18 protein-coding genes are annotated in these 19,528 nt (G+C 64.9%); 9 read left to right on the top strand and 9 right to left on the bottom strand.

Features of this window, described 5'->3' with window-relative positions; genetic code table 11:
- Nucleotides 1-16: 16 nt before the first annotated feature.
- The 3 genes from KBY88_RS10940 to KBY88_RS10930 all read left to right on the top strand — a co-directional run bounded on the left by KBY88_RS10940 (nt 17) and on the right by KBY88_RS10930 (nt 3,600).
- Nucleotides 17-1,426 carry a PP2C family protein-serine/threonine phosphatase gene (locus KBY88_RS10940; protein ID WP_396102990.1) on the top strand — a complete coding sequence of 470 codons (1,410 nt, stop codon included), beginning with the start codon at nt 17-19 and terminating at the stop codon, nt 1,424-1,426.
- Between the two features lie 51 nt (nt 1,427-1,477).
- A complete protein-coding gene (gene argH / locus KBY88_RS10935; protein WP_254939969.1) occupies nt 1,478-2,908 on the top strand; it encodes an argininosuccinate lyase in 1,431 nt (476 codons plus the stop codon).
- A gap of 131 nt (nt 2,909-3,039) precedes the next feature.
- Complete coding sequence (locus tag KBY88_RS10930; protein WP_254939968.1) at nt 3,040-3,600, top strand: RNA recognition motif domain-containing protein; 561 nt, start codon at nt 3,040-3,042, stop codon at nt 3,598-3,600.
- A 64-nt stretch (nt 3,601-3,664) separates the two neighbouring features.
- On the opposite strand, the gene dusA is transcribed toward KBY88_RS10930, so the two are convergent.
- The gene (gene dusA, locus KBY88_RS10925) at nt 3,665-4,654 is read right to left on the bottom strand and encodes a tRNA dihydrouridine(20/20a) synthase DusA (RefSeq protein ID WP_254939967.1); all 990 of its coding nucleotides are present in this window, start codon (nt 4,652-4,654) and stop codon (nt 3,665-3,667) included.
- Nucleotides 4,655-4,685: 31 nt separating this feature from the next.
- On the opposite strand from dusA, the gene KBY88_RS10920 reads away from it, so the two are divergent.
- The gene (locus KBY88_RS10920; RefSeq protein WP_254939966.1) at nt 4,686-5,969 is read left to right on the top strand and encodes a BaiN/RdsA family NAD(P)/FAD-dependent oxidoreductase; all 1,284 of its coding nucleotides are present in this window, start codon (nt 4,686-4,688) and stop codon (nt 5,967-5,969) included.
- On the opposite strand, the gene KBY88_RS10915 is transcribed toward KBY88_RS10920, so the two are convergent.
- Genes KBY88_RS10915 through KBY88_RS10905 form a run of 3 tightly spaced genes read right to left on the bottom strand, consistent with a single transcriptional unit; the run spans nt 5,934 to nt 10,202 of the window.
- Nucleotides 5,934-7,199 (bottom strand): type II secretion system F family protein, encoded by a 1,266-nt coding sequence (locus KBY88_RS10915; protein WP_254939965.1) that lies wholly within the window; start codon nt 7,197-7,199, stop codon nt 5,934-5,936. The genes KBY88_RS10920 and KBY88_RS10915 overlap by 36 nt on opposite strands.
- A gap of 29 nt (nt 7,200-7,228) precedes the next feature.
- Complete coding sequence (locus KBY88_RS10910) at nt 7,229-8,308, bottom strand: type IV pilus twitching motility protein PilT (protein ID WP_254939964.1); 1,080 nt, start codon at nt 8,306-8,308, stop codon at nt 7,229-7,231.
- A gap of 52 nt (nt 8,309-8,360) precedes the next feature.
- Entirely contained in the window at nt 8,361-10,202 is a 1,842-nt protein-coding gene (locus KBY88_RS10905; RefSeq protein WP_254939963.1) for a GspE/PulE family protein, read from the bottom strand.
- Nucleotides 10,203-10,302: 100 nt separating this feature from the next.
- Between KBY88_RS10905 and grpE the strand changes: the two genes are divergently transcribed.
- From grpE to rsgA, 4 genes are all read left to right on the top strand, one after another.
- Nucleotides 10,303-11,001: a nucleotide exchange factor GrpE gene (grpE, locus tag KBY88_RS10900; RefSeq protein ID WP_254939962.1), complete on the top strand. Its 699-nt coding sequence runs from the start codon at nt 10,303-10,305 to the stop codon at nt 10,999-11,001.
- Between the two features lie 96 nt (nt 11,002-11,097).
- Nucleotides 11,098-12,213 (top strand): molecular chaperone DnaJ, encoded by a 1,116-nt coding sequence (gene dnaJ / locus KBY88_RS10895; protein WP_254939961.1) that lies wholly within the window; start codon nt 11,098-11,100, stop codon nt 12,211-12,213.
- A complete protein-coding gene (locus KBY88_RS10890) occupies nt 12,210-12,437 on the top strand; it encodes a sulfurtransferase TusA family protein (RefSeq protein ID WP_254939960.1) in 228 nt (75 codons plus the stop codon). Before dnaJ ends, KBY88_RS10890 begins: the two co-directional genes overlap by 4 nt.
- Nucleotides 12,427-13,434: a ribosome small subunit-dependent GTPase A gene (gene rsgA / locus KBY88_RS10885; RefSeq protein ID WP_254939959.1), complete on the top strand. Its 1,008-nt coding sequence runs from the start codon at nt 12,427-12,429 to the stop codon at nt 13,432-13,434. Before KBY88_RS10890 ends, rsgA begins: the two co-directional genes overlap by 11 nt.
- Here rsgA and KBY88_RS10880 read toward each other — a convergent pair.
- The 3 genes from KBY88_RS10880 to murC are packed head-to-tail and all read right to left on the bottom strand — an operon-like array spanning nt 13,409 to nt 16,119.
- The gene (locus KBY88_RS10880; RefSeq protein ID WP_254939958.1) at nt 13,409-13,744 is read right to left on the bottom strand and encodes a YbaB/EbfC family nucleoid-associated protein; all 336 of its coding nucleotides are present in this window, start codon (nt 13,742-13,744) and stop codon (nt 13,409-13,411) included. The genes rsgA and KBY88_RS10880 overlap by 26 nt on opposite strands.
- A 26-nt stretch (nt 13,745-13,770) precedes the next feature.
- The gene (gene murB, locus KBY88_RS10875) at nt 13,771-14,673 is read right to left on the bottom strand and encodes a UDP-N-acetylmuramate dehydrogenase (protein ID WP_254939957.1); all 903 of its coding nucleotides are present in this window, start codon (nt 14,671-14,673) and stop codon (nt 13,771-13,773) included.
- Nucleotides 14,674-14,676: 3 nt separating this feature from the next.
- Nucleotides 14,677-16,119 carry a UDP-N-acetylmuramate--L-alanine ligase gene (gene murC, locus KBY88_RS10870; RefSeq protein WP_254939956.1) on the bottom strand — a complete coding sequence of 481 codons (1,443 nt, stop codon included), beginning with the start codon at nt 16,117-16,119 and terminating at the stop codon, nt 14,677-14,679.
- A 169-nt stretch (nt 16,120-16,288) separates the two neighbouring features.
- Between murC and KBY88_RS10865 the strand changes: the two genes are divergently transcribed.
- Nucleotides 16,289-17,311 carry a type I glyceraldehyde-3-phosphate dehydrogenase gene (locus tag KBY88_RS10865; RefSeq protein WP_254939955.1) on the top strand — a complete coding sequence of 341 codons (1,023 nt, stop codon included), beginning with the start codon at nt 16,289-16,291 and terminating at the stop codon, nt 17,309-17,311.
- An 83-nt stretch (nt 17,312-17,394) separates the two neighbouring features.
- Here the strand turns inward: KBY88_RS10865 and thiL are convergent, their stop codons facing one another.
- Nucleotides 17,395-18,390, bottom strand: a complete 996-nt coding sequence (thiL, locus tag KBY88_RS10860; RefSeq protein WP_254939954.1) for a thiamine-phosphate kinase — start codon at nt 18,388-18,390, stop codon at nt 17,395-17,397.
- Nucleotides 18,383-19,492, bottom strand: a complete 1,110-nt coding sequence (locus tag KBY88_RS10855; RefSeq protein WP_254939953.1) for a peptidylprolyl isomerase — start codon at nt 19,490-19,492, stop codon at nt 18,383-18,385. Before KBY88_RS10855 ends, thiL begins: the two co-directional genes overlap by 8 nt.
- Between the last annotated feature and the right edge of the window lie 36 nt (nt 19,493-19,528).

The following is a 19,528-nucleotide window of genomic DNA, read 5'->3' as shown; positions in this document are numbered from 1 at the left end:
CTCTGCGGCCGCTCCGTTGAGCAGCCAGCCGCCCGCTTTCGGATCCCCCCCGCCCCCCGCGGCGCAGCAGCAGGCCGGGGTAGCCCAGACGGTGGGCGCTTCGTTACGGCAACTGCTCGACAGCCTCAGCCGCGAGCAGCGCCGTAACCAGGAGCTGCTCAGTTCCCTCGGCTTCGCCCTGCGGAGTTACACCAACCTCAACCGCTTCCTGGAGTTGGTGCCCCTGGTGGCCTCCAGGCTGGTGGGGGCCGAGGGGGCCGTGCTGGTGGTGTTCCACAGTGATGGCCGCCTCTGGCGCGAGCAGCTGCAGGTGAGCGCCCCTGGGCGCGCCACTGAGCTGTTGCGCCAGCTCGCGATGCTTGAGGACCGCCAACTGGCGATCGAGGCGGGCGAGGAGGAGGTCGCCCAACGGCTTGATCAGCACCTGGGCCGACTGCTCAAGGATCAGCTCTTTTTCGGCACCTCCGTGGTGGCGCGTAACCGCCAGCGGGGAAGGCTCTATGTGTTCAGTGCAAGGGAGGCCCTTTGCTGGAGCGATGTGCACCGCCGCCACCTGCAACTGGTGGCCGATCTCACCGGCGTGGCCCTGGAGAGCGAAGCCCTGGTGCAGGACCGGCGCCTGCACGAGCGTCTGGACCGTCAGCTCAGCACCGGTGCCGAGATCCAGGCCCAGCTCCTGCCGGACCACTGCCCGGTGATCGAGGGCGTCGAGTTGGCGGCCCGTTGCCGCCCCGCCTTCCAGGTGGGCGGTGACTACTACGACTTCATCCCCACCCGCCCCCAATTGGTGGGTCGCGGGCGCGAGCAGGGCCGCTGGGCCCTGGTGATGGGGGATGTGATGGGCAAGGGGGTGCCCGCAAGCCTGCTGATGACCCTTCTGCGGGGGATGTTGCGGGCCGAGGTGCTCAGCGGCCTGCCGCCGGATCGCATCCTCCACGACCTCAACCAGCTGGCCCAGGAGGACCTGGCCCACTCCCACCGGTTCGTCACGCTGTTCTATTCCGACTACGACCCGCGGACGCGCCTGCTGCGCTACGCCAATGCCGCCCACAATCCTCCCCTGATCTGGCGCCGGCAGCGCAACAGCGTCGATCGCCTGGATGCTCCGGGGTTGCTGATCGGTCTGCAGCCCGATGCCGACTACGGCTGCGAGCAGCTGGTGCTGGAACCTGGCGACGTGCTGCTTTATTACACCGATGGGGTCACCGAGGCCACGGGGTTTTCGGGAGAGCGCTTCGATGAGGAGCGGCTGATGCGCGCCCTGCAGAGCGCCTGCCGCTCCGGCATCGGTGCCCAGGGAATTCTCGATCAACTTTTCGGCCGCCTGGATCGCTTCGTCGGCCCCGATCACCATCTGGAGGACGATGCCTCGATGGTGGTGTTGAAGGTGCGGGAGGAGGTGGCGCTGCCCGCCCTGCCGAACTGAGCCCTGGCCTGGGGTGTCAAGCTGTGCGATTGCGGTTGTTCAACGGCCCTGATGGCACCCGACGCACCTGAATCCACGCCTGTCAGCGGTGTCACCGGCGGTGCGGCCGGCAGTTGGAGCAACCGTTTCGAGCAGGGGCTCCATCCGGCGATCGAGCGCTTCAACGCCTCGATCGGCTTCGACATCGAGCTGCTGCCCCAGGACCTGGATGGTTCGATCGCCCATGCGCGCATGCTTGGCCGCTGCGGCGTGGTCAGCCTCGGGGAGGCGGAACGGCTGGTGGAGGGCCTGGAGACCATCCGTGCCGAGGCGGCGGCTGGGACGTTCAACCCAGGGATTGAGGCCGAAGATGTCCACTTCGCCGTCGAGCGACGGCTCATCGAGCTGCTGGGCCCCCTGGGCAAAAAGTTGCACACCGGCCGCAGCCGCAACGACCAGGTGGGGACCGACCTGCGGCTGTGGCTCAGGGAGAAGATCGATTGCATCGATGCCGCCCTGGTGCGCTTCGAGCGGGCGTTGCTGGCCCAGGCCGGTACCCACGGCGAGACCTTGATTCCTGGCTACACCCATCTGCAGCGGGCCCAGCCCGTCTGCCTGGCCCACCACCTGCTGGCCTACGTGGAGATGGCCGAGCGCGATCGGCAGCGGCTGGGCGACCTGCGCCGCCGAGTGAACATCTCACCCTTGGGGGCCGCCGCCCTCGCCGGCACCCCGGTGCCGATCGATCGCCGCGACACCGCCGCGGCCCTGGGCTTTGAGGCGATCTACACCAACAGCCTGGATGCGGTCAGCGACCGGGACTTCGCGGTGGAGTTCAGTGCCGCCGCCAGCCTGGTGATGGTGCACCTCAGTCGGTTGAGCGAGGAGGTGATTCTCTGGGCCAGCGAGGAGTTCGCCTTCGTCACGCTCAGCGACCGCTGCGCCACCGGCAGCAGCCTGATGCCGCAGAAGAAGAATCCCGATGTGCCCGAGCTGGTGCGGGGCAAGTGCGGCCGGGTGTTCGGCCACCTGCAGGGGCTGTTGACGATGATCAAGGGCTTGCCCCTGGCCTACAACAAAGACTTCCAGGAGGACAAGGAAGCCCTGTTCGATGTGGTGCGCACCACCCTCGATTGCCTTGAAGCGATGGCGATTCTGCTGGAAGAAGGGGTCAGCTTCCGCCCCGAGCGCCTGGAGGCGGCGGTGGCCACCGATTTCTCCAATGCCACGGATGTGGCCGATTACCTCGTCGCCAAAGGGGTGCCGTTCCGCGAGGCCTACCAGTTGGTGGGTGGTCTGGTGAAGGAGGCTCTGGCCGAGGGGATCCTGTTGCGGGCGCTTCCACTGGAGCGCTGGCAGCACGTGCATCCCGCCTTCGAGTCCGACATCTACGAAGCGATTCACCCGCGTCAGGTGGTTGCTGCCCGCCGCAGCGAAGGAGGCACCGGATTCGAGCAGGTGGCTGAGCAGTTGCGTCGGGCGGCCGCCCGGTTGGAGTCTTGAAGGTCTCGGCCAGGCACCGTGGTCAGATCGCCGATTCGGACTAACCTTCGATTGGTTCTCGGCCCCCGCTTTGATCCTTTGATCGAAGCTTGGGCTCTTCACCGTCCTGGTCATTCGGCCCAAGTCCGTCCGTGAGCATTTTTGTCGGCAACCTCCCCTTCCGCGCTGAGCAGGAAGACGTGGCGGAGTTGTTTGCCCCCTTTGGTGATGTGGTCAATTGCTCCTTGCCCCTGGAGCGTGACACCGGTCGCAAGCGGGGGTTTGCCTTCGTGGAACTTGCCGATGACGCCGCTGAAACCAGGGCGATCGAGGCGCTTCAAGGCGCTGAGCTGATGGGTCGTCCGCTGCGGATCAACAAGGCTGAGCCCCGCGGCAGCGGTGGGCCGAGGCGCTCGGAAGGGGGCTACAGCGGCGGTCGACCCCCCGAGCGGGGCGGCTACGGCGGAGGGAGTTACGGAGGTGGTGGGGGCTACGGGGGAGGTGGTGCTCCTCGAGCTGGTGGTTACGGCGCCCCGGCCGATTCCAGTGGAGGGGCCGAGCGCGGTTCCGGTGCCAGCGGCTGGGAGGATCGCAGTTATGGCGGCGGCTCCGAAGGCTTCGAGGAGGGTCGCAGTCGCCGGCGTCGCAGTGGCAGCACCGGTGGAGGTGGCGACAGCTATGGCGACGATGGCTACGGCGGCGCTGAGGTCTGAACCCAACCTCCTCATTCCGTTCTGAATCAGCTCCGAGAACCTCAGACGTCCTGGCCTGCCTGGCTTAGAGGCCCTGATCCTCCAGCTGCCTGGCGGAGGCGTCCAGCACCTCTGGTCCAGCTGTTTTTGCTCCAGCCGCCTCCCCCAGCTGGCGTCTCCAGTGGCGGGCACCGCGAACCCCTTCCACGACCTGCACCAGGTGGCGGGCAATGGGCCACAGCCGCCCGCCATTGGTGCACCAGCGCTCGGCGTAGGGGATTAACCCCCGCACTACGGAGGAGGCCGTCGCTTCTGGTTGCTCCCTCTGGCCGAACAGGTCCTGGTCCACGCGTCTCCAGCGCAGGGGGTGGTCGTAGACAGCCCGGCCCACCATCACCCCGTCGAGTTGTTGCAGGTGGGGAAGGCAGTCGTCCAGATGCTGGAGACCGCCGTTGAGTTCAATGCGCAGCGTCGGCCGTTCGTATTTGAGCTGGTGGACCAGCTCTGGACGCAAGGGAGGGAGGGTGCGGTTTTGCTTGGGGTCGAGGCCACTCAACCAGGCTTTGCGGGCATGCACGCTGAAGCGACTGGCCCCGGCGGCGGCGACGCAGTCGACGAACCTGACTAGGGCTTCGAAGGAATCGAGCGCGTCGATACCAATGCGGTGCTTCACGGTCACCGGCAGGGGCCCGGCGGCCGCCATCGCCGCCACGCAGTGGGCCACCCGGTCCGGGTCTGCCATCAGGCAGGCGCCGAAGCGGCCCTTCTGCACCTTCTCGCTCGGGCAGCCCACATTGAGGTTGATCTCGTCGTAGTTCCACTCGGCCGCGAGGCGGGCGGCCTGGGCCAGCAGGGCCGGATCGTCGCCACCCACCTGCAGGGCCAGGGGTTTTTCGCTGGGATCAAAGGCAAGGAGCATTGGCCGCCGGCCGTGGTGCAGGGCCTGTGCCACCACCATCTCGGTGTAGAGCAGGCTGCGGCCCGTGATCTGGCGCATCAGCACCCGGAAGTGCCGATCGGTGTAGTCCATCATCGGAGCCACACTGAAGCGATGGGCGGCGAAGACGTCATCCATCGCCCCATGCTGCCCCCTGCCCTTCCCGCCCATGGCTCTAGCGCCTTCCTCCCCCTGGCCTCTGGTGGTGGCCGGTGGCGGTGCGGCGGGGTTCATGGCGGCGATCAGCGCCGCCGAGGCGGGCCTCAAGGGAGTACTGCTGCTAGAGGCCACCCCCACGCCCCTGGCCAAGGTGCTGATCAGCGGCGGCGGCCGCTGCAACGTCACCCACGCCTGTTGGGATCCCCGCGACCTGGTAGGCCATTACCCCCGCGGCGGCCGGGCCCTGTTGGGTCCCTTCAGCCGTTTTGCCACCACTGAGGCCGTCGAGTGGTTCAAGGCCCACGGCCTGGAGCTGGTGCAGGAGGCCGACGGGCGCCTCTTCCCGCGCAGTAATCGCTCCAGCTCCGTGGTGGCCACCCTGCGGGAGGCGGCCCTGGCTGCGGGAGTGACCTTGCGCACCGGTGCTTCCCTGCAGACGGCTGAGCCGCTTGAGTCCGCGGGCTTCGCCCTGCGTCTGCGCTCGAGCGAGGGTGCCAGGGCGTTGCACTGCCGCCGCTTGCTGCTGGCCACCGGTGGTCACCCCAGCGGCCGCCAGATCGCGGCGAGTCTGGGTCATGCCGTCGTGCCGCCGCTGCCCTCGTTGTTCACCCTGGCGCTGAAGCCCAACCCCTTGCAGGGGTTGGCCGGGGTGGTGATGGATCCGGTGGGCTTGCAGCTGGAGCTCCCTGGGGAACGCTTTCGCCAGCAGGGGCCTGTACTGGTGACCCATTGGGGTCTCAGTGGCCCCGCCACCCTCCGCTTGACGGCTTTTGCGGCGCGGGCGATGAAGGAGCATGGCTATCGCGTCCAGCTGCGGGTCGATTGGAGCGGTGGTCGCCGTCAACAGGATTTGGAGGCCGCTTTCGAGGACCTTCGTCGTGATCACGCCCGTCGTCAGTTGGGCAGTAGCCGACCCTGGCCTGAGCTCAGTCGCCGGCTCTGGCTGCATCTGCTGGCAGATGGCGGCATTGGGGCCAGCGGTCGCTGGGCGGAGCTGCGGCGGCCCCAGCAGAAAGCGTTGATCGAAGCCCTGCGATCAAGCCTCTACACGGTGGGGGGCCGTGGACCCTTCGGGGAGGAGTTCGTCACCGCAGGTGGTGTGCCCCTGGGTGAAGTGAACCTGGCCACCATGGCCAGCCGCAAGCAGAGCGGGCTCTACTTTGTCGGCGAACTGCTGGATGTGGATGGCCTCACGGGCGGCTTCAACTTCCAGCACTGCTGGACCTCGGGCTGGCTGGCGGGCCGGGCGATCGCGGCTTCAGCGGATTTTGTCGAAGACGGCGAACATCGGTAGGTACATGGCCACCAAGATGGAAGCGACCATTCCACCGACGATCACGATCATGAATGGCTCGATTAAGGCTGTGAGGGCTTTGGTGGTAGCTGTGACTTCATCTTCATAGAAATCAGCTACTTTGGTGAGCATCTTATCCATTTCTCCAGTTTCTTCTCCGATCGCGAGCATGCTCATCGCCATGTCGGGAAACACGTTTTTTCGATTAAGTGAGGTGCTAAGGTTGATGCCTTCCTGTACATCTTTTCTCGAAGCGCCGATGGCATCGGCAATAATCGAGTTACCGGAGGTTTCCTGAACTATCTCAAGGCATAACAGGATTGGTACCCCGGCCCGGCTCAGGGAACTGTAGACGCGGCAGAACTGGGCGGTGGAACTTTTCTGGATCAGGTCTCCAAAAAGGGGAATCTTGAGCGTGATAGCATCGACTTTACGCCTGCCCACCGGAGTGGCATAAAAACGTAGGAATAACCATGCGGCCAGCACGATTCCACCTACTAGAAAGAATGAGAAGGTAGAGCGCAACAAGGTGCTGAGATCTACCAAGGCTTGGGTAAAGGCGGGCAGCTCGGCACCGAGTTGCTTGAAAATATCTGCAAATTGCGGGATCACAAAGATCGTCATCCCCAGGAAGACTCCGATGGCGATCACAAACACAGCAATGGGGTAGCTGAGTGCTCCTTTGATCTGGTTCTGAAGCTTGGCGATGTTCTCCAAAAGGATAGACAAGCGGCGCAGGGTTTCATCAAGCACACCACCGGCCTCTCCGGCTTCCACCATGGCCACGAACAGCCGGTCGAAAATTTTTGGAAACTTTCGCATCGACGAACCCAGGCTCGCCCCTTGGTTTACATCCGAACTAATCTCACTGAGGGCCCGTTTGAACATCGGCAATTTCTGCTGGTTGGCCATGAGATCAAGGCTGCGCACGATCGGAACGCCCGCATCGACCATCGCCCCGAGCTTGGTGGCGAAAATGGCTTTGTCCTTAACGCCGGGAACCTTTTCAAATGCAGCACCGAGATCCATCGTAAACAGCGAACTCTTCTTGGAATCGGTGCTGCTGACTTTAACGGCCTCAGTTTTCGTGGCATCCGTCAAAGTTAAGGTGTTGGGAGATATTCCACGACGCCTAAGATTTCGCTTTGCTCCAGCGGAATCGCTCGCTGAGAGCTTGATTTTTCGTGTGAGCCCAAGGACGTTGGTGTAGGTGGCGGTGAAGGAGGGCATGGCGGTGGATTGAGCAGTTCAGGTGGTGATCAAACCTTGTTTTCGAGCAATCTATTCAGCTCCTCAGGCTTACTGGCCTTGGCTAGGGCCTCCTTGGCGCTGATCTGGCCATTGAGCACCATATCGGCCAGGGCTTTTTCCAAGGTGATCATGCCGAAAGTTCCCCCGGTTTGGATCTGGGAATAGATCTGGGCTGTTTTGCCTTCACGGATCAGGTTCCCGATGGCGGGGGTATTGATCATGATCTCCTGGGCCATCACGCGACCGAACTGGCCTGGCTGGGGATCAAGGCGTTGGCAGAGTGTCTGGGAGAACACGGCCAGCAAGCTGTTGCTCAATTGCACTCTGATCTGGGTCTGTTGGCCCGCGGGGAACACATCGACCATGCGATCGACGGTCTGGGCGGCAGAACTGGTGTGCAATGTGCCAAACACCAAGTGGCCCGTTTCGGCGGCGGTGATCGCCAGCTGAATTGTTTCCAAGTCGCGCATTTCTCCAACCAGGATCACGTCCGGGTCTTCGCGTAAGGCTGCTCTTAGGGCATTGGCAAAACTCTTGGTGTCGTCATGAAGCTGGCGCTGATGCACCAGCGATTTGTCATTTTTATAGGTGAATTCGATCGGATCTTCGACCGTAATGATGTGCTCAGCCCGGGTGTGGTTGATGTGATCGAGCAACGCCGCCAGGGTCGTGGTTTTCCCTGATCTAGTGGGTCCGGTGACCAGTACCAGGCCCCGGGGCTTGCGGCTCATCTCCTCAACGACGGGTGGCAAGTTGAGCGACTCCAGGCTGGGTACGTCGTTGCCAAGGGCCCGTAGACAGGCCGCGTAGGTTCCTCGCTGGCGGTAGACATTCACCCGGAATCGTGCGACTCCCTTGAGGCCGTAGGAACAGTCAAGCTCCCAATTCTGCTCCAGCTGCTTGCGCTGGGAATTATTGACCAGGGAAAAGATCAGACGATTGCAGTCTTCTTCGGTGAGTTTCTCCTCCGTGATTGGCAGAAGTCGACCGTTGAAGCGGCCATAGGCAGGGCAGTAGGCGGCGAGATGAAGGTCGCTGCCACCATCCTTGACGACTTTCATCATCAGGTCTTCGATCAGGAGATCCATGGCCACAATGCCTTTCGCTTATTCTGTTTGATTTGGTGCGAATCAGCAACCCCTACATACGAGCTGTCAGGCAGTAGGGGCATTCAAGCCACTCATCGCGCATACCGGCGCCGCAGCCCCTGCACGTGCTTGTGGTAATGGCCCTCGCCCTGCGTTCTGACTCAAGGCCGGAATCGGTGAGAATGATTCGTTCAATCTCCTCAAGTGTTGTGTACCCCTGGCGCACCAGATCCAGACCATAGCTGAGCAATGTCTTCATACCTGATTCGATTGCAATCTTACGAATCTGATCGGTGGTGGATTGCTGGGCGATTGCGGTGGTCAGGTTTTCATTGATGCGCAGTACTTCATACACACCAATGCGGCCTTTGTAGCCACTGCCCTGGCAGGTCGGGCAGATGCCACTGCCGGCATGGTGGGTTTTCTTCGCCTTGAAGAACGTGACGTTCTCTTCAGAGGAGCTGAGCAGTCCGAAGCGCCCCAGCTCCAGGGAGGTGGGGTGATACTCAATGCGACAGCTGGGGCAGACCCGTCGGACCAGTCGTTGGGAGACAATCCCGAGCAGGGAAGCGCTGACCATGAACGGTTCCACCCCCATCTCCGAAAGACGTGCGATCGCGCTCGGGGCGTCGTTGCAGTGCAGGGTGGTCAGCACCAGGTGACCAGTCAAGGCCGCTTCGATAGCGGTTTTTGCCGTTTCCAGATCCCTGGTTTCCCCCACCAGCAGCACATCGGGATCCTGACGCATGAAGGCGCGCAGGGCTATGGAGAAGTCGAAGCCCTTGTCCCGGTTCACCTGGCTTTGGGTGATGCCTTTGAGGGTGTATTCGATGGGATCTTCGACTGTGGAGATGTTGATGTCTGGACTGTTGCGCTCGGCCAGGAGGGAATAGAGCGTGGTTGATTTACCTGATCCAGTAGGACCGGTGACCAGAATCATCCCGAAGGGTTTTGAGCCCAGGTCACGCAGGGTTTCAAGGGCAAGAGGATCAGTGATCAGTTTGTCGAGACCCAATTGGGTGGCTCCGCTGTCCAGCAGACGCATCACCACCTTCTCTCCGTATTTGGTGGGTAGTGTGCTGACTCGAAGGTCAAAGGTTCGTCCCCTGAACACGCGCCGAATACGACCATCCTGGGGTAGTCGACGCTCGGCGATGTCAAGATCGGACATGATCTTGAGGCGCGAGGTAACCGCTGGGATAATGTTTTTAGGAAGCTTTTCCAGTTGTTGCAACACCCCATCCTGGCGGAAGCGAATCACCAGGCCATCTTCCTGAGGTTCCACGTGTATGTCACTTGTGCCTGTGCTCAATGCCTGGATCAGGATCTTGTCCACCAGGCTGATGATCGGTGAGGCATTGGAGGCGTTGATGCTGGACTCGAGGTCCATGTTGTTGGTGTCCTCCTCCTTGGACTCCTCCAGCCGTCCGGGAATGTTGAGGTCATCGAGCAGCGAGAGCCGCGGCGGCGGCAGGTCTTCCTCTTCCTCTTCATCTCCATCGTCCAGTTCATCCATTGGGGCTCCCGAATCACTGGCGGATGTGAGCGAACCCCTCCCGGTGAGGGCGGTCTCGATTTCCTCTTGTAGCGCCATGCGCAATTCTGTCTGCAGGCCCTTCTCAGACAGTTCTTCGCCCAGGGCCAGGCGTTGTTCCAGGCCCCAGAACGTGGGGATCGCGATCGTCACGCGATTGCCTTCGCGGCCTACCACCAAGCACCCCAGTTCTCGACAGCGTTCGGGGCTGAGCACGGAACTGTTGGAGCTGACGTCGCCGCTCCCCTGGCCCAGCACCTCCGGACGCAGCACTTGTTCCCCCATGAGCAACTCGACCTCCAGCCTCTGCTGGGCCGTGGTTTTCGCCGCGGGAACGGGACGGGCAGGGGTGAGGGTCATGGCTCAGGTGGGAGGCGGACAGAGGTGTGGGCTTCCCCCGCTTGTGGGAGGCGGACTCTGACGTTCAACATGTCTAAGTCCGAATTCTGGTTCAGTCAGCATGAGCGGCGAAGCCACGCCTTTCACTCCCCAGGCCAACTCTGCCGTTGAGGGCGCGTCCGATCCCCTGGTGGACGGCGCCGCAGGGCTCCGGGTTGACGCCGGCCAGCCGTTGGCAGGGGACGTCGATTCCCCTGGAGACGCCCCAGCGGTCCCCCCGGCGGAGCCCGATCCCAAGGGTGGGCTCGAGGCCGAGCTGGAGCGCCTCAGGGCCGATAACGAGAGCCTGCGCGGCCAGTACATGCGCATCGCTGCCGATTTCGACAACTTCCGCAAGCGCCAGAGCCGCGACCAGGATGACCTGCGCGCGCAGATCACCTGCACCACCTTGAGCGAGATCCTCCCAGTCGTCGACAACTTCGACCGGGCCCGTCAGCAGCTCAACCCCGAAGGTGAGGAGGCCCAGAACCTGCACCGCAGTTACCAGGGGCTGTACAAGCAGTTGGTGGATGTGTTCAAGCAGTTGGGGGTGTCGCCGATGCGGGTGGAAGGTGAGCCATTCGATCCCAGCTTGCATGAGGCGGTGCTGCGGGAGCCCAGCGAGGAGCACCCCGAAGATGTGGTGATCGCTGAGCTGCAGCGGGGTTATCACCTCGATGGCCGCGTGCTGCGCCATGCGCTGGTGAAGGTGTCGATGGGCCCGGGTCCCGGCTCAGGCGCATCCCCCAGCCCTGCCGCCGAGGAGGGGCAGGGGGGGTAAGCCTGGCCTGGCCCGCAGGGCATTCGTGGGGGTCGGTTCTCACCCCTTCGAGGTGGCCGGGGGCCAGTTTTAGGGTGGCAGCGACTGACAGGGCTGATGGCGGACTATTACGACCTGCTTGGGGTGCCGCGGGAGGCGGACGCCGAGACGCTCAAGCGGGCCTACCGCCGTCTGGCCCGCCAGTTTCACCCTGACATCAACAAGGATCCCGGCGCTGAGGATCGCTTCAAGGAGATCGGCCGTGCCTATGAGGTGCTCAGCGATCCTCAGACCCGGGCCCGCTACGACCAGTTCGGTGAGGCGGGTCTCGGGGGCGCTGGCGGGGCGCCCGACATGGGTGACATGGGCGGGTTTGCGGACCTGTTCGAGACGTTCTTCAGTGGATTCGGCGGTGGTGGCGGTGGAGCTGCCGGTCCCCGCCGTCGTGGCCCCCGCCAGGGGGATGATCTACGACTCGATCTCACGATCAGTTTCAAGGAGGGGATCTTCGGCCAGGAGCGGGAGGTGCAGATCCGCCATCTGGAGACCTGCACCACCTGTAGTGGCTCAGGGGCGAAATCAGGCAGTGGCCCCACCACCTGTGGCACGTGCAACGGTGCCGGCCAGGTGCGCCGGGCCACCCGCACCCCCTTCGGGAGTTTCACCCAGGTGGCCCCCTGTCCCACCTGCGAGGGCACCGGTCAGGTGATCGCTGACCCCTGCGGAGCCTGTGGCGGCCAGGGCTTGCAGCAGGTGCGCAAGAAATTGCGTTTGAACATTCCCGCCGGGGTCGATTCAGGCACCCGGCTGCGGGTGGCGGGCGAGGGCAACGCCGGTCAGCGGGGTGGACCCGCCGGGGATCTCTACGTCTTCCTGACTGTCCAGGCCAACCCCCAGCTGCGCCGGGAGGGCGTCCACATCCACTCCGAGGTGAACGTCAGCTATCTGCAGGCGATTCTGGGCGATCGCATCGAGGTGGAAACGGTGGATGGGCCGGAAACCCTCGAGATCCCTGCCGGCACCCAGCCTGGGGCCGTGCTCACCCTCTCCGGCAAGGGGGTGCCCAAGCTCGGCAATCCCGTGGCCCGGGGCAACCATCACTTCACGATCAAGGTGAAGCTGCCCACCAAGCTTTCCAGTGAGGAGCGCTCCCTGCTCGATCAGTTGGCGGGCCACCATGCCAGCAAGGACCATCCCCATAAAAGCGGCCTGTTTGGCGGCCTGTTCGGTTGACGCACCTTCTCGACCTGCGGGGCACCCCCTGTCCGGTCAATTTCATCCGCACCCGGTTGGCCCTTGAGGCCGTTGCTGCCGGAGACAGCCTGCAGGTCGACCTCGACGGGGGGGAGCCCGAGCGCCTCGTGGCTGAAGGGCTGCGAGCAGAGGGTCATGGGGTGGAGCTGAGCGCGAACGACGATGGTTCCGTGCGCCTGCTGATCCGCCGCCATGGCGGCTGACGCCCGGGTAGTGGCCCTGCAGGCCAACTTCTGCCAGGTGCACCTCCAGGAGCCTGGCCCGGGCGGAGTCCAGCGTCTGCTCTGCATCCGTCGCACCCGACTGGGCAAGCGTGGTGAGCAGATCTGCGTGGGCGACTGGGTGCGCGTGGAGGCGATCGACTGGCTGGCGCGGCGCGGCGCCATCGTTGAACTGGGGGAGCGTCAGAGCCTGCTGGCGCGGCCGGCGGTGGCGAATTGCAGTCGCATTGTGGTGGTGGTGTCCCTGGCCCAGCCCGCCCTGGATCCGCTGCAGCTCACCCGTTTCCTGATCACCGCCGAGCGCAGCGCCCAGCCGGTGGAGGTCGTGTTCTCCAAGGCCGATCTGGTGCCCACCGAGCAGCGGGAGTCTTGGGTTCGGCGGCTGGAGGGTTGGGGGTACGCAGCGCTGGCCGTATCCAGTCCGAGTGGCCTGGGCTTGAGCGAGCTGGCGGCCCAGCTCTCCTCCCCCGGGTTGAGCGTGCTCTGCGGGCCATCGGGGGTGGGCAAGAGCAGCTTGCTCAATGCCCTGGTGCCGGCGTTGCAGCTGCGCGTGGCCGCTGTGTCAGGCCGGTTGCAGCGGGGGCGCCACACCACTCGTCACGTGGAGCTGTTCCCTCTGGCCGAGGGAGCGCTGGTGGCGGACAGCCCTGGCTTCAACCGCCCGGATTTGCCCCGGGATCCCCTGGCCCTGGGAAGCCTGTTTCCTGAAATCCGCAGAGCGCAGGCCCTGCAGCCTTGTCGGTTCAACAATTGTCTCCACCAAGGGGAGCCCGGCTGCACCGTCGGTGCGAACTGGGACCGTTTTGGCCTTTACAGCCACTGCCTGGAGAACCTCCTTGCCCGGGTCGAGGGCCCCCGGGATCGCCCGGTCCCTGGGACCCAGTGGCCTGGAGCTTCCCGCCGCCTCCAACGACAGCAGCTTCAGGAGGAAGTCGACCAGGAGGATGGGGACATCAGCCTCCGAAACCCGGCAGGTTGAGGCCGCCGGTGAGTTGTTCCATCCGCTCTTTCATGGTGGTGGTGGAGAGTTCGTAGGCCGCCTTGAGGGCTTCGAAGGTGGCCGCTTCGGTCGCTTCGGCACCGTTGCTGACCAGCTCGGGCGATAGACGAACCTTGAGCGGCTGCTGGTTCCCCGAAAGCCACACGCTGGCGCGCCCATCCTGGCTTTTGCCCTCCAGTTCAAGCGCATCCAGTTCGTCCTGCAGTTTCTGGGCGTCCTGCTGGATCTGCTGGGCCTTGCGGAACGCTTCCGTGAGCTGGCCGAAGTTGGGAAGGCCGAAGCCGGACATGGGGGTGGTGCAGGACTGCACCCAGGCTAGGTCCTTGGACCCAGTCGCTTCACCTCGGGATGGAGCCAGAGCCCATGGGCGGCCTGCACGCGCTCCTGCACCAAGGTGATCAGTGCATCGATCTCCGCGGCCGTGGCGCCGCCGGTGTTGACGATGAAATTGGCGTGCAGCGGTGAGACCTGGGCACCGCCCAAGCGGGTGCCCTTGAGGCCCAGGTTCTCGATCAGCTGACCCGCCTTTCGTGGCTCCGGGTTGCGGAACACACTGCCGCAGCTGGGTTGCTGATAGGGCTGGCTGCTGGTGCGGCTCTGGAGGTTGCCGCTGGTTCGCCGGCTGATCTCCGCCGGGTCATGGCCCGCCGCCAGCCGGAAGCGCGCCGATAGCACCAGCAGGGGCTCCGCTTGCAGGCGGCTGTGGCGGTAGGCGAAGTCCAACTCCGCCGCCTTGAGTACGAAGGGCTCGCCGTTGCCCCATGGGTCGAGCACGGTCGCCTCCACGAGCCAGTCGGCCGTGCAGCCCCCCTGGGCGCCGGCGTTCATCACCACCGCACCTCCCACCGTGCCGGGGATGCCCACGGCCCACTCCAGGCCGCTGAGGCCTGCGCGGGCGGCTTTGCGGGCCAGGGTGGGAATGGGTTCACCCGCCTGGGCCTCCACCAACCCGGAGTGCGCCTCCAGCACGCTGCCCTGGAGGCGGCGGTTGCAGAGGGTGAGGCCAGCGAGCCCCGCGTCGTCGATCAACAGATTGGAACCGGCGCCGATCAGCTGGAGTGCGAGGCCCTCGCCCACGGCCCAGCGGCTCAGGGAGATCAATGCTGCGGCGGTTTCAGGTTCAGCGAACCATTGGGCGGGGCCTCCCACCTTCCAGGTGGTGAACTCCGCCAGTGAGATGGCCGCTTTCAGGCCGACGGGTCGAAGAACGGTGGTCATCGCTCAGGCGGCCAGGGCCGGGGCGGTGTTGGGGTTCTCCAGGGCCTGAAGGCGATCCCAGAGCGCATTGACATCTCCGGCGCCCATGGCCAGCACCAGATCGCCGTCGCAACTGTGGCGGCTCACCTGCTCGGCTAGGTGGACCAGATCCTGGCTCACCCACACCGGCAGCTCCGGCTTGAGCTGGGCGATGCGGTGGGCCAGCGCTTCGCTGGAGATGCCGTTGATCGGGGCTTCGCCGGCGGCATAGAGCGGAGCCAGCAGCACGGCATCGGCCTGGCAGAGCACCTCAGCGAAGCCCTCGAGAAACTCGGAGGTGCGGCTGTAGCGGTGGGGCTGGAACACCGCCACCAGCCGCCGGGGGGGTAAGGGTAGCGGGCTGCGGCCGCTGTTCACCATCAGCCTTGCCATGGCCAGGGTGGCCCCCACTTCGCTGGGGTGATGGGCGTAGTCGTCAACCACCTGGCGCCCCTGCCAGTTGCCCCGGAAGTCGAAGCGGCGGCCAGGGGGCTGCAGCGATTGAATGGCCTGCTTCAGTTCGGCGAAGGACACCCCCTGCAGCCGACAGGCGGCCAGGGCGGCGGCGGCGTTGCTGAGGTTGTGCAGGCCAGGCAAGGGCAGGATGAATCGGCCCAGGCTTAGGCCCTTCTCGAAGAATTCCACTTCGGTGCCGTCTCCATCGAGTCGCAGGGGAAGGGCGGCGAAGTCCACCCCGTTGCTGTGGCTCACCGACCACCAGGCCTGGGCGTGGAAGTGCTCTCTCAGAATTGGATCGTCGTGGTTGGCCAGAACTGTTTTGCAGCCCTTGGCGAAGCGCTGCAGGGTGGCGATCAAGGTCGCCAGGTCGGGGTAGTGGTCGGTGTGGTCGAGCTCCAGGTTGGTGATCACCCCGAGGTTGGGCCGGAACTTCACCAGGGAGCCATCCGACTCATCGGCTTCCGCCACCAGCAGCCGTCCGGCGCCGTTGCGGCCATTGCTGCCGAAGGCGGGCACGATGCCGCCGATGACGGCAGTGGGGTCGTGGTCGGTGGCCAGTAAGAGCGTGGCCACCAGGGTGCTGGTGGTCGTCTTGCCGTGGCTGCCGGCGATGGCGATCGAGGGTTGGGCGTTGATCAGGGCCGCCAGCACGTCGGAGCGGTGGCAGATCTCCAGGCCTGCGGAGCGGGCTGCGGCCAGTTCGGAATTCGCCACCGGTACGGCGGTGCTGATGACCACCAGTGGAGACCTTGAGATGCCACTGCGGATGGCATCAATCGTGGCGCCGTTCTGCTGGCGAAACACGCGCACCCCCCGCTGACGCAGGTCCTGGAGCACAGCGCTGTCCTTGGGGTCCGAGCCGCTGACATTGAAGCCCCGATCCACCAGGATTCCCGCCAGGGCCGACATCCCGATCCCGCCAACCCCGATGAAGTGAAGAGGTTGCTGACGATCGAGCACAGGTCCCAAGGGCGAGTCCAAGTCTGACTGAAACTAAGCCGGGACGCCCCCCCTGTCTCTAGCCGCTGTCGCATGGCGAGATCTGTCAGGCTGTGGCGTTCCGTGGGTGGTGGTACCCCTATTTCTGTATGATTCGCAGCCGAAACACCCGTGTTAGCGGGTTTCCCCCTCCCCTGCCATGACCTTGCGCGTTGCGATCAATGGATTCGGTCGAATTGGTCGCAATTTCATGCGCTGTTGGCTGAGCCGCGGAGCGAACACGGGGATTGAAGTGGTCGGGCTCAACGACACCTCCGATCCCCGGACCAACGCCCACTTGCTTCAGTACGATTCAATGCTGGGTCGGATCCGCGATGCGGAGGTGAGCCACACAAGCGACAGCCTCGTCGTGAATGGACGCAACATCAAGTGCTTCTCGGATCGCAATCCCCTGAACCTCCCCTGGAAGGAGTGGGGTGTCGATTTGGTGATCGAGGCCACGGGAGTCTTCAATGACGACGTGGGCGCCAGCAAGCACCTGCAGGCGGGCGCCAAGAAGGTGATCCTCACCGCCCCCGGCAAGGGTGCCGGTGTGGGCACCTTCGTGGTGGGGGTCAACGCTGATCAGTACCGCCACGAGGATTTCAACATCCTCAGCAACGCCAGCTGCACCACCAACTGCATGGCCCCGCTGGTGAAGGTTCTTGACCAGACCTTCGGCATCGTCAAGGGCACGATGACCACCACCCACAGCTACACCGGTGACCAGCGCATTCTTGATGCCTCCCACCGCGACCTGCGCCGAGCGCGCGCGGCTGCCGTGAACATCGTCCCTACCAGCACCGGTGCGGCCCAGGCCGTGGCCTTGGTTTACCCCCCGATGAAGGGCAAGCTCAGCGGCATCGCCATGCGGGTGCCCACCCCCAACGTGTCGGTGGTGGACATGGTGCTGGAAGTGGGTCGCAGCACCGATCGGGCCGAAGTGAATGCTGTGCTGAAGGCGGCCTCCGAGGGGGCCATGAAGGGGATCATCAAGTACACGGATCTCCCCCTGGTTTCCTCGGACCATGCCGGCACCGACGAATCCGCGATCGTTGACTCCGATCTCACCCTGGTGATGGGTGACAACATGGTGAAGGTGATCGCCTGGTACGACAACGAGTGGGGTTACAGCCAGCGGGTGGTGGACCTGGCCGAAGTCGTCTCCCAGAACTGGACGTAAGCCTTGGTTGGTTTTTGCTTCCTTCTTGCCGTCCTTTCGGGGGCGGTTTTTTGATGGCGGCTGCGGCCCATGGGGTCACCCCGTCAGTCGACGTTGAAGTGGCTGTAGCCGAGGTCGGCTCCAAGGACCTCACCCGTGTCAGCCCAGATCACGCCCACGGGCCCTGCGGCGAGCCGGCCAATCGCCGCGCTGCCGGGCAGGGCTGCCAGGAAGGCCTCACACCAGGCTGGGGGCAGCGCCAGCACAAGCTCGAAATCCTCGCCGCCCCCGAGGCACCAGCGATCGGCCTGGGGCAGGGGCTCCAAGGCCGGATCAATCGGCAAGGCGCCCCGCTCCAGCAGGGCGGTGCAGCCGCTGCCGCGGGCCAACAGAGCCACGGCGGCGGCGAGGCCATCGCTGCTGTCGGTGCCACCCACCCGCCAGGACTGCTGGGGCGGTCGGCTGCGCTCGAGGGCCTGGACGGCGTCGAAACGGGGCATGGGGCGGCGGTGGGCCTGGATTGCCCGGGCGCACTGATGGCCCGCGAGGGAGCCCTCGGACGTCTCGCCGAGCAGCAGCGCGAGGCCCAGGCGGCTGAGCCCATGGTCTCCCGTGCTCACCAGCTGATCTCCGGCTCGGCCATCACCGCGGCGGATCGGGCCCATGGGCCCCAGGTGTCCCAGGGCCGTGATCGCCAGAGCCCGCTGGCCGCCAGCGCTGCAATCACCCCCGAGCAGTTGGCCCCCGTAGCGCTCCAGGGCCTGCCCAAGTCCCCCGTAGACCCCCTCCACCCAGCTCCAGGGGGTGGAGCCGGGGGCCACCAGGGCCACCGTGAGACCCACCACCGAGCGGCAGCCCATGGCCGCCAGATCAGAGAGGTTGGCGGCAGCGGCTCGCCAGCCCAGATCGCCGCCGGCCATGGTGGCATCGCTGAAGTGCACCCCCTCGACCAGCACGTCGCTGGTGATGACCAGCACCCGATCGGAATGCTCCTGCAGCAGCGCCGCGTCATCGTTGAACTGGCCCGGGGGGGCGTAGGCCTCCAGGCGTCTGATCAGTTCGGTTTCCCCCAGCGCCGCCAGGGTGACCGCCTCAGCCATGGGCCCGCAGGTTCTCAGCACCTTCCAGCACCTGGGCTTTGACGATGCCGTCATCGGCGCTGAGCTCGGTGAGCACATCGAAGCCGTCCACCACGTAGCCGAAGGCGGCGTAGCGGCCGTCGATCAGGTTCAGGCCCGCTGGGGTGAGTTCGGGTTCGAACAGGAACAGGAAGAACTGGGAGGAGCCGTCGCCCAAGGCGGCGTCGGAGTGGGCCCAGCCCAGGGTGCCCTTGGTGGCGAACGGCAGGCTGGGGGCCGCCTTGAACAGGCCCAGTTCCTCGAAGGTCTGGTCATAGAAGGGCGCGCTCTCGCCGGGCACTTTGATCTCAAGGGGAACCCGGCGTTGCTGCTTGCTCACCGGATCGAGGAAGCCGTCACTGGGGCCAACGGGATCGCCGGTCTGGAGCACGTAGAAGTCTTCGGCGCGGTTGAAGGGCAGGCCGTCGTAGAAGCCCCGTTGCACCAGGTCGACAAAAGCGCCGGCGGTGAGCGGGGCGTTGTAGCCGTCCACCACGGCGGTCAGATCGCCCTTGGTGGTGCTCAGGCGCACGGTGGCGCGGCCCAGCAGGCGGGGCAGATCAGCGAACTGCTCAGGGATCGTGAATGGGAATGGCCCCACCTGCAGCGCTTCTGCGGCGCCAATGGTGCTCAGGGCCTGGCGGCGATCGTCGAGAAACGAGTCCCGGTTCTGGGTTTCGGTGGTGGCGGCCAGGGCTTGCAGCTGACCATCCAATTGGTCAAGCAGGGCCGCCGCCGCTGCCCGCTCGGTTTCCGGGTAGCTGGCGAGGATCGCCGCGCGCTGGCCACTGAACTGGGATTGGGCGCGGCGCACCGTGGTGGCCAGGGCGCTCCAGCGCTTGGCGCGCAGATCGTTGCTGGAGCTCTCCAGCCGGTGCTGAAGGTCCTTGAGTTGGGGCTGATCCACTGGCAGGGCATCCCGGAGCAGCGCCGCGGGGTCGGTGACGGCATTGCCGGGGGGCAGGGCGGCCAGGGCGGGCGAGGCCGCCACGACACTGAACAGGCAGCCGATCAGCAAGGCCAGCAGCCAGGAGACAGCTCCTGAGCCGTTCCCCCCTTTGCCCCGTCCCACTGCCTGTCCCATGGCGAACCCAGCCTCTGACTGGACTCTGGCACAGCC

Source organism: Cyanobium sp. Morenito 9A2 (assembly GCF_024345575.1).
Taxonomy (GTDB): Bacteria; Cyanobacteriota; Cyanobacteriia; order PCC-6307; family Cyanobiaceae; genus ATX-6F1.
This window is presented reverse-complemented; position numbering and strand designations above follow the sequence as displayed.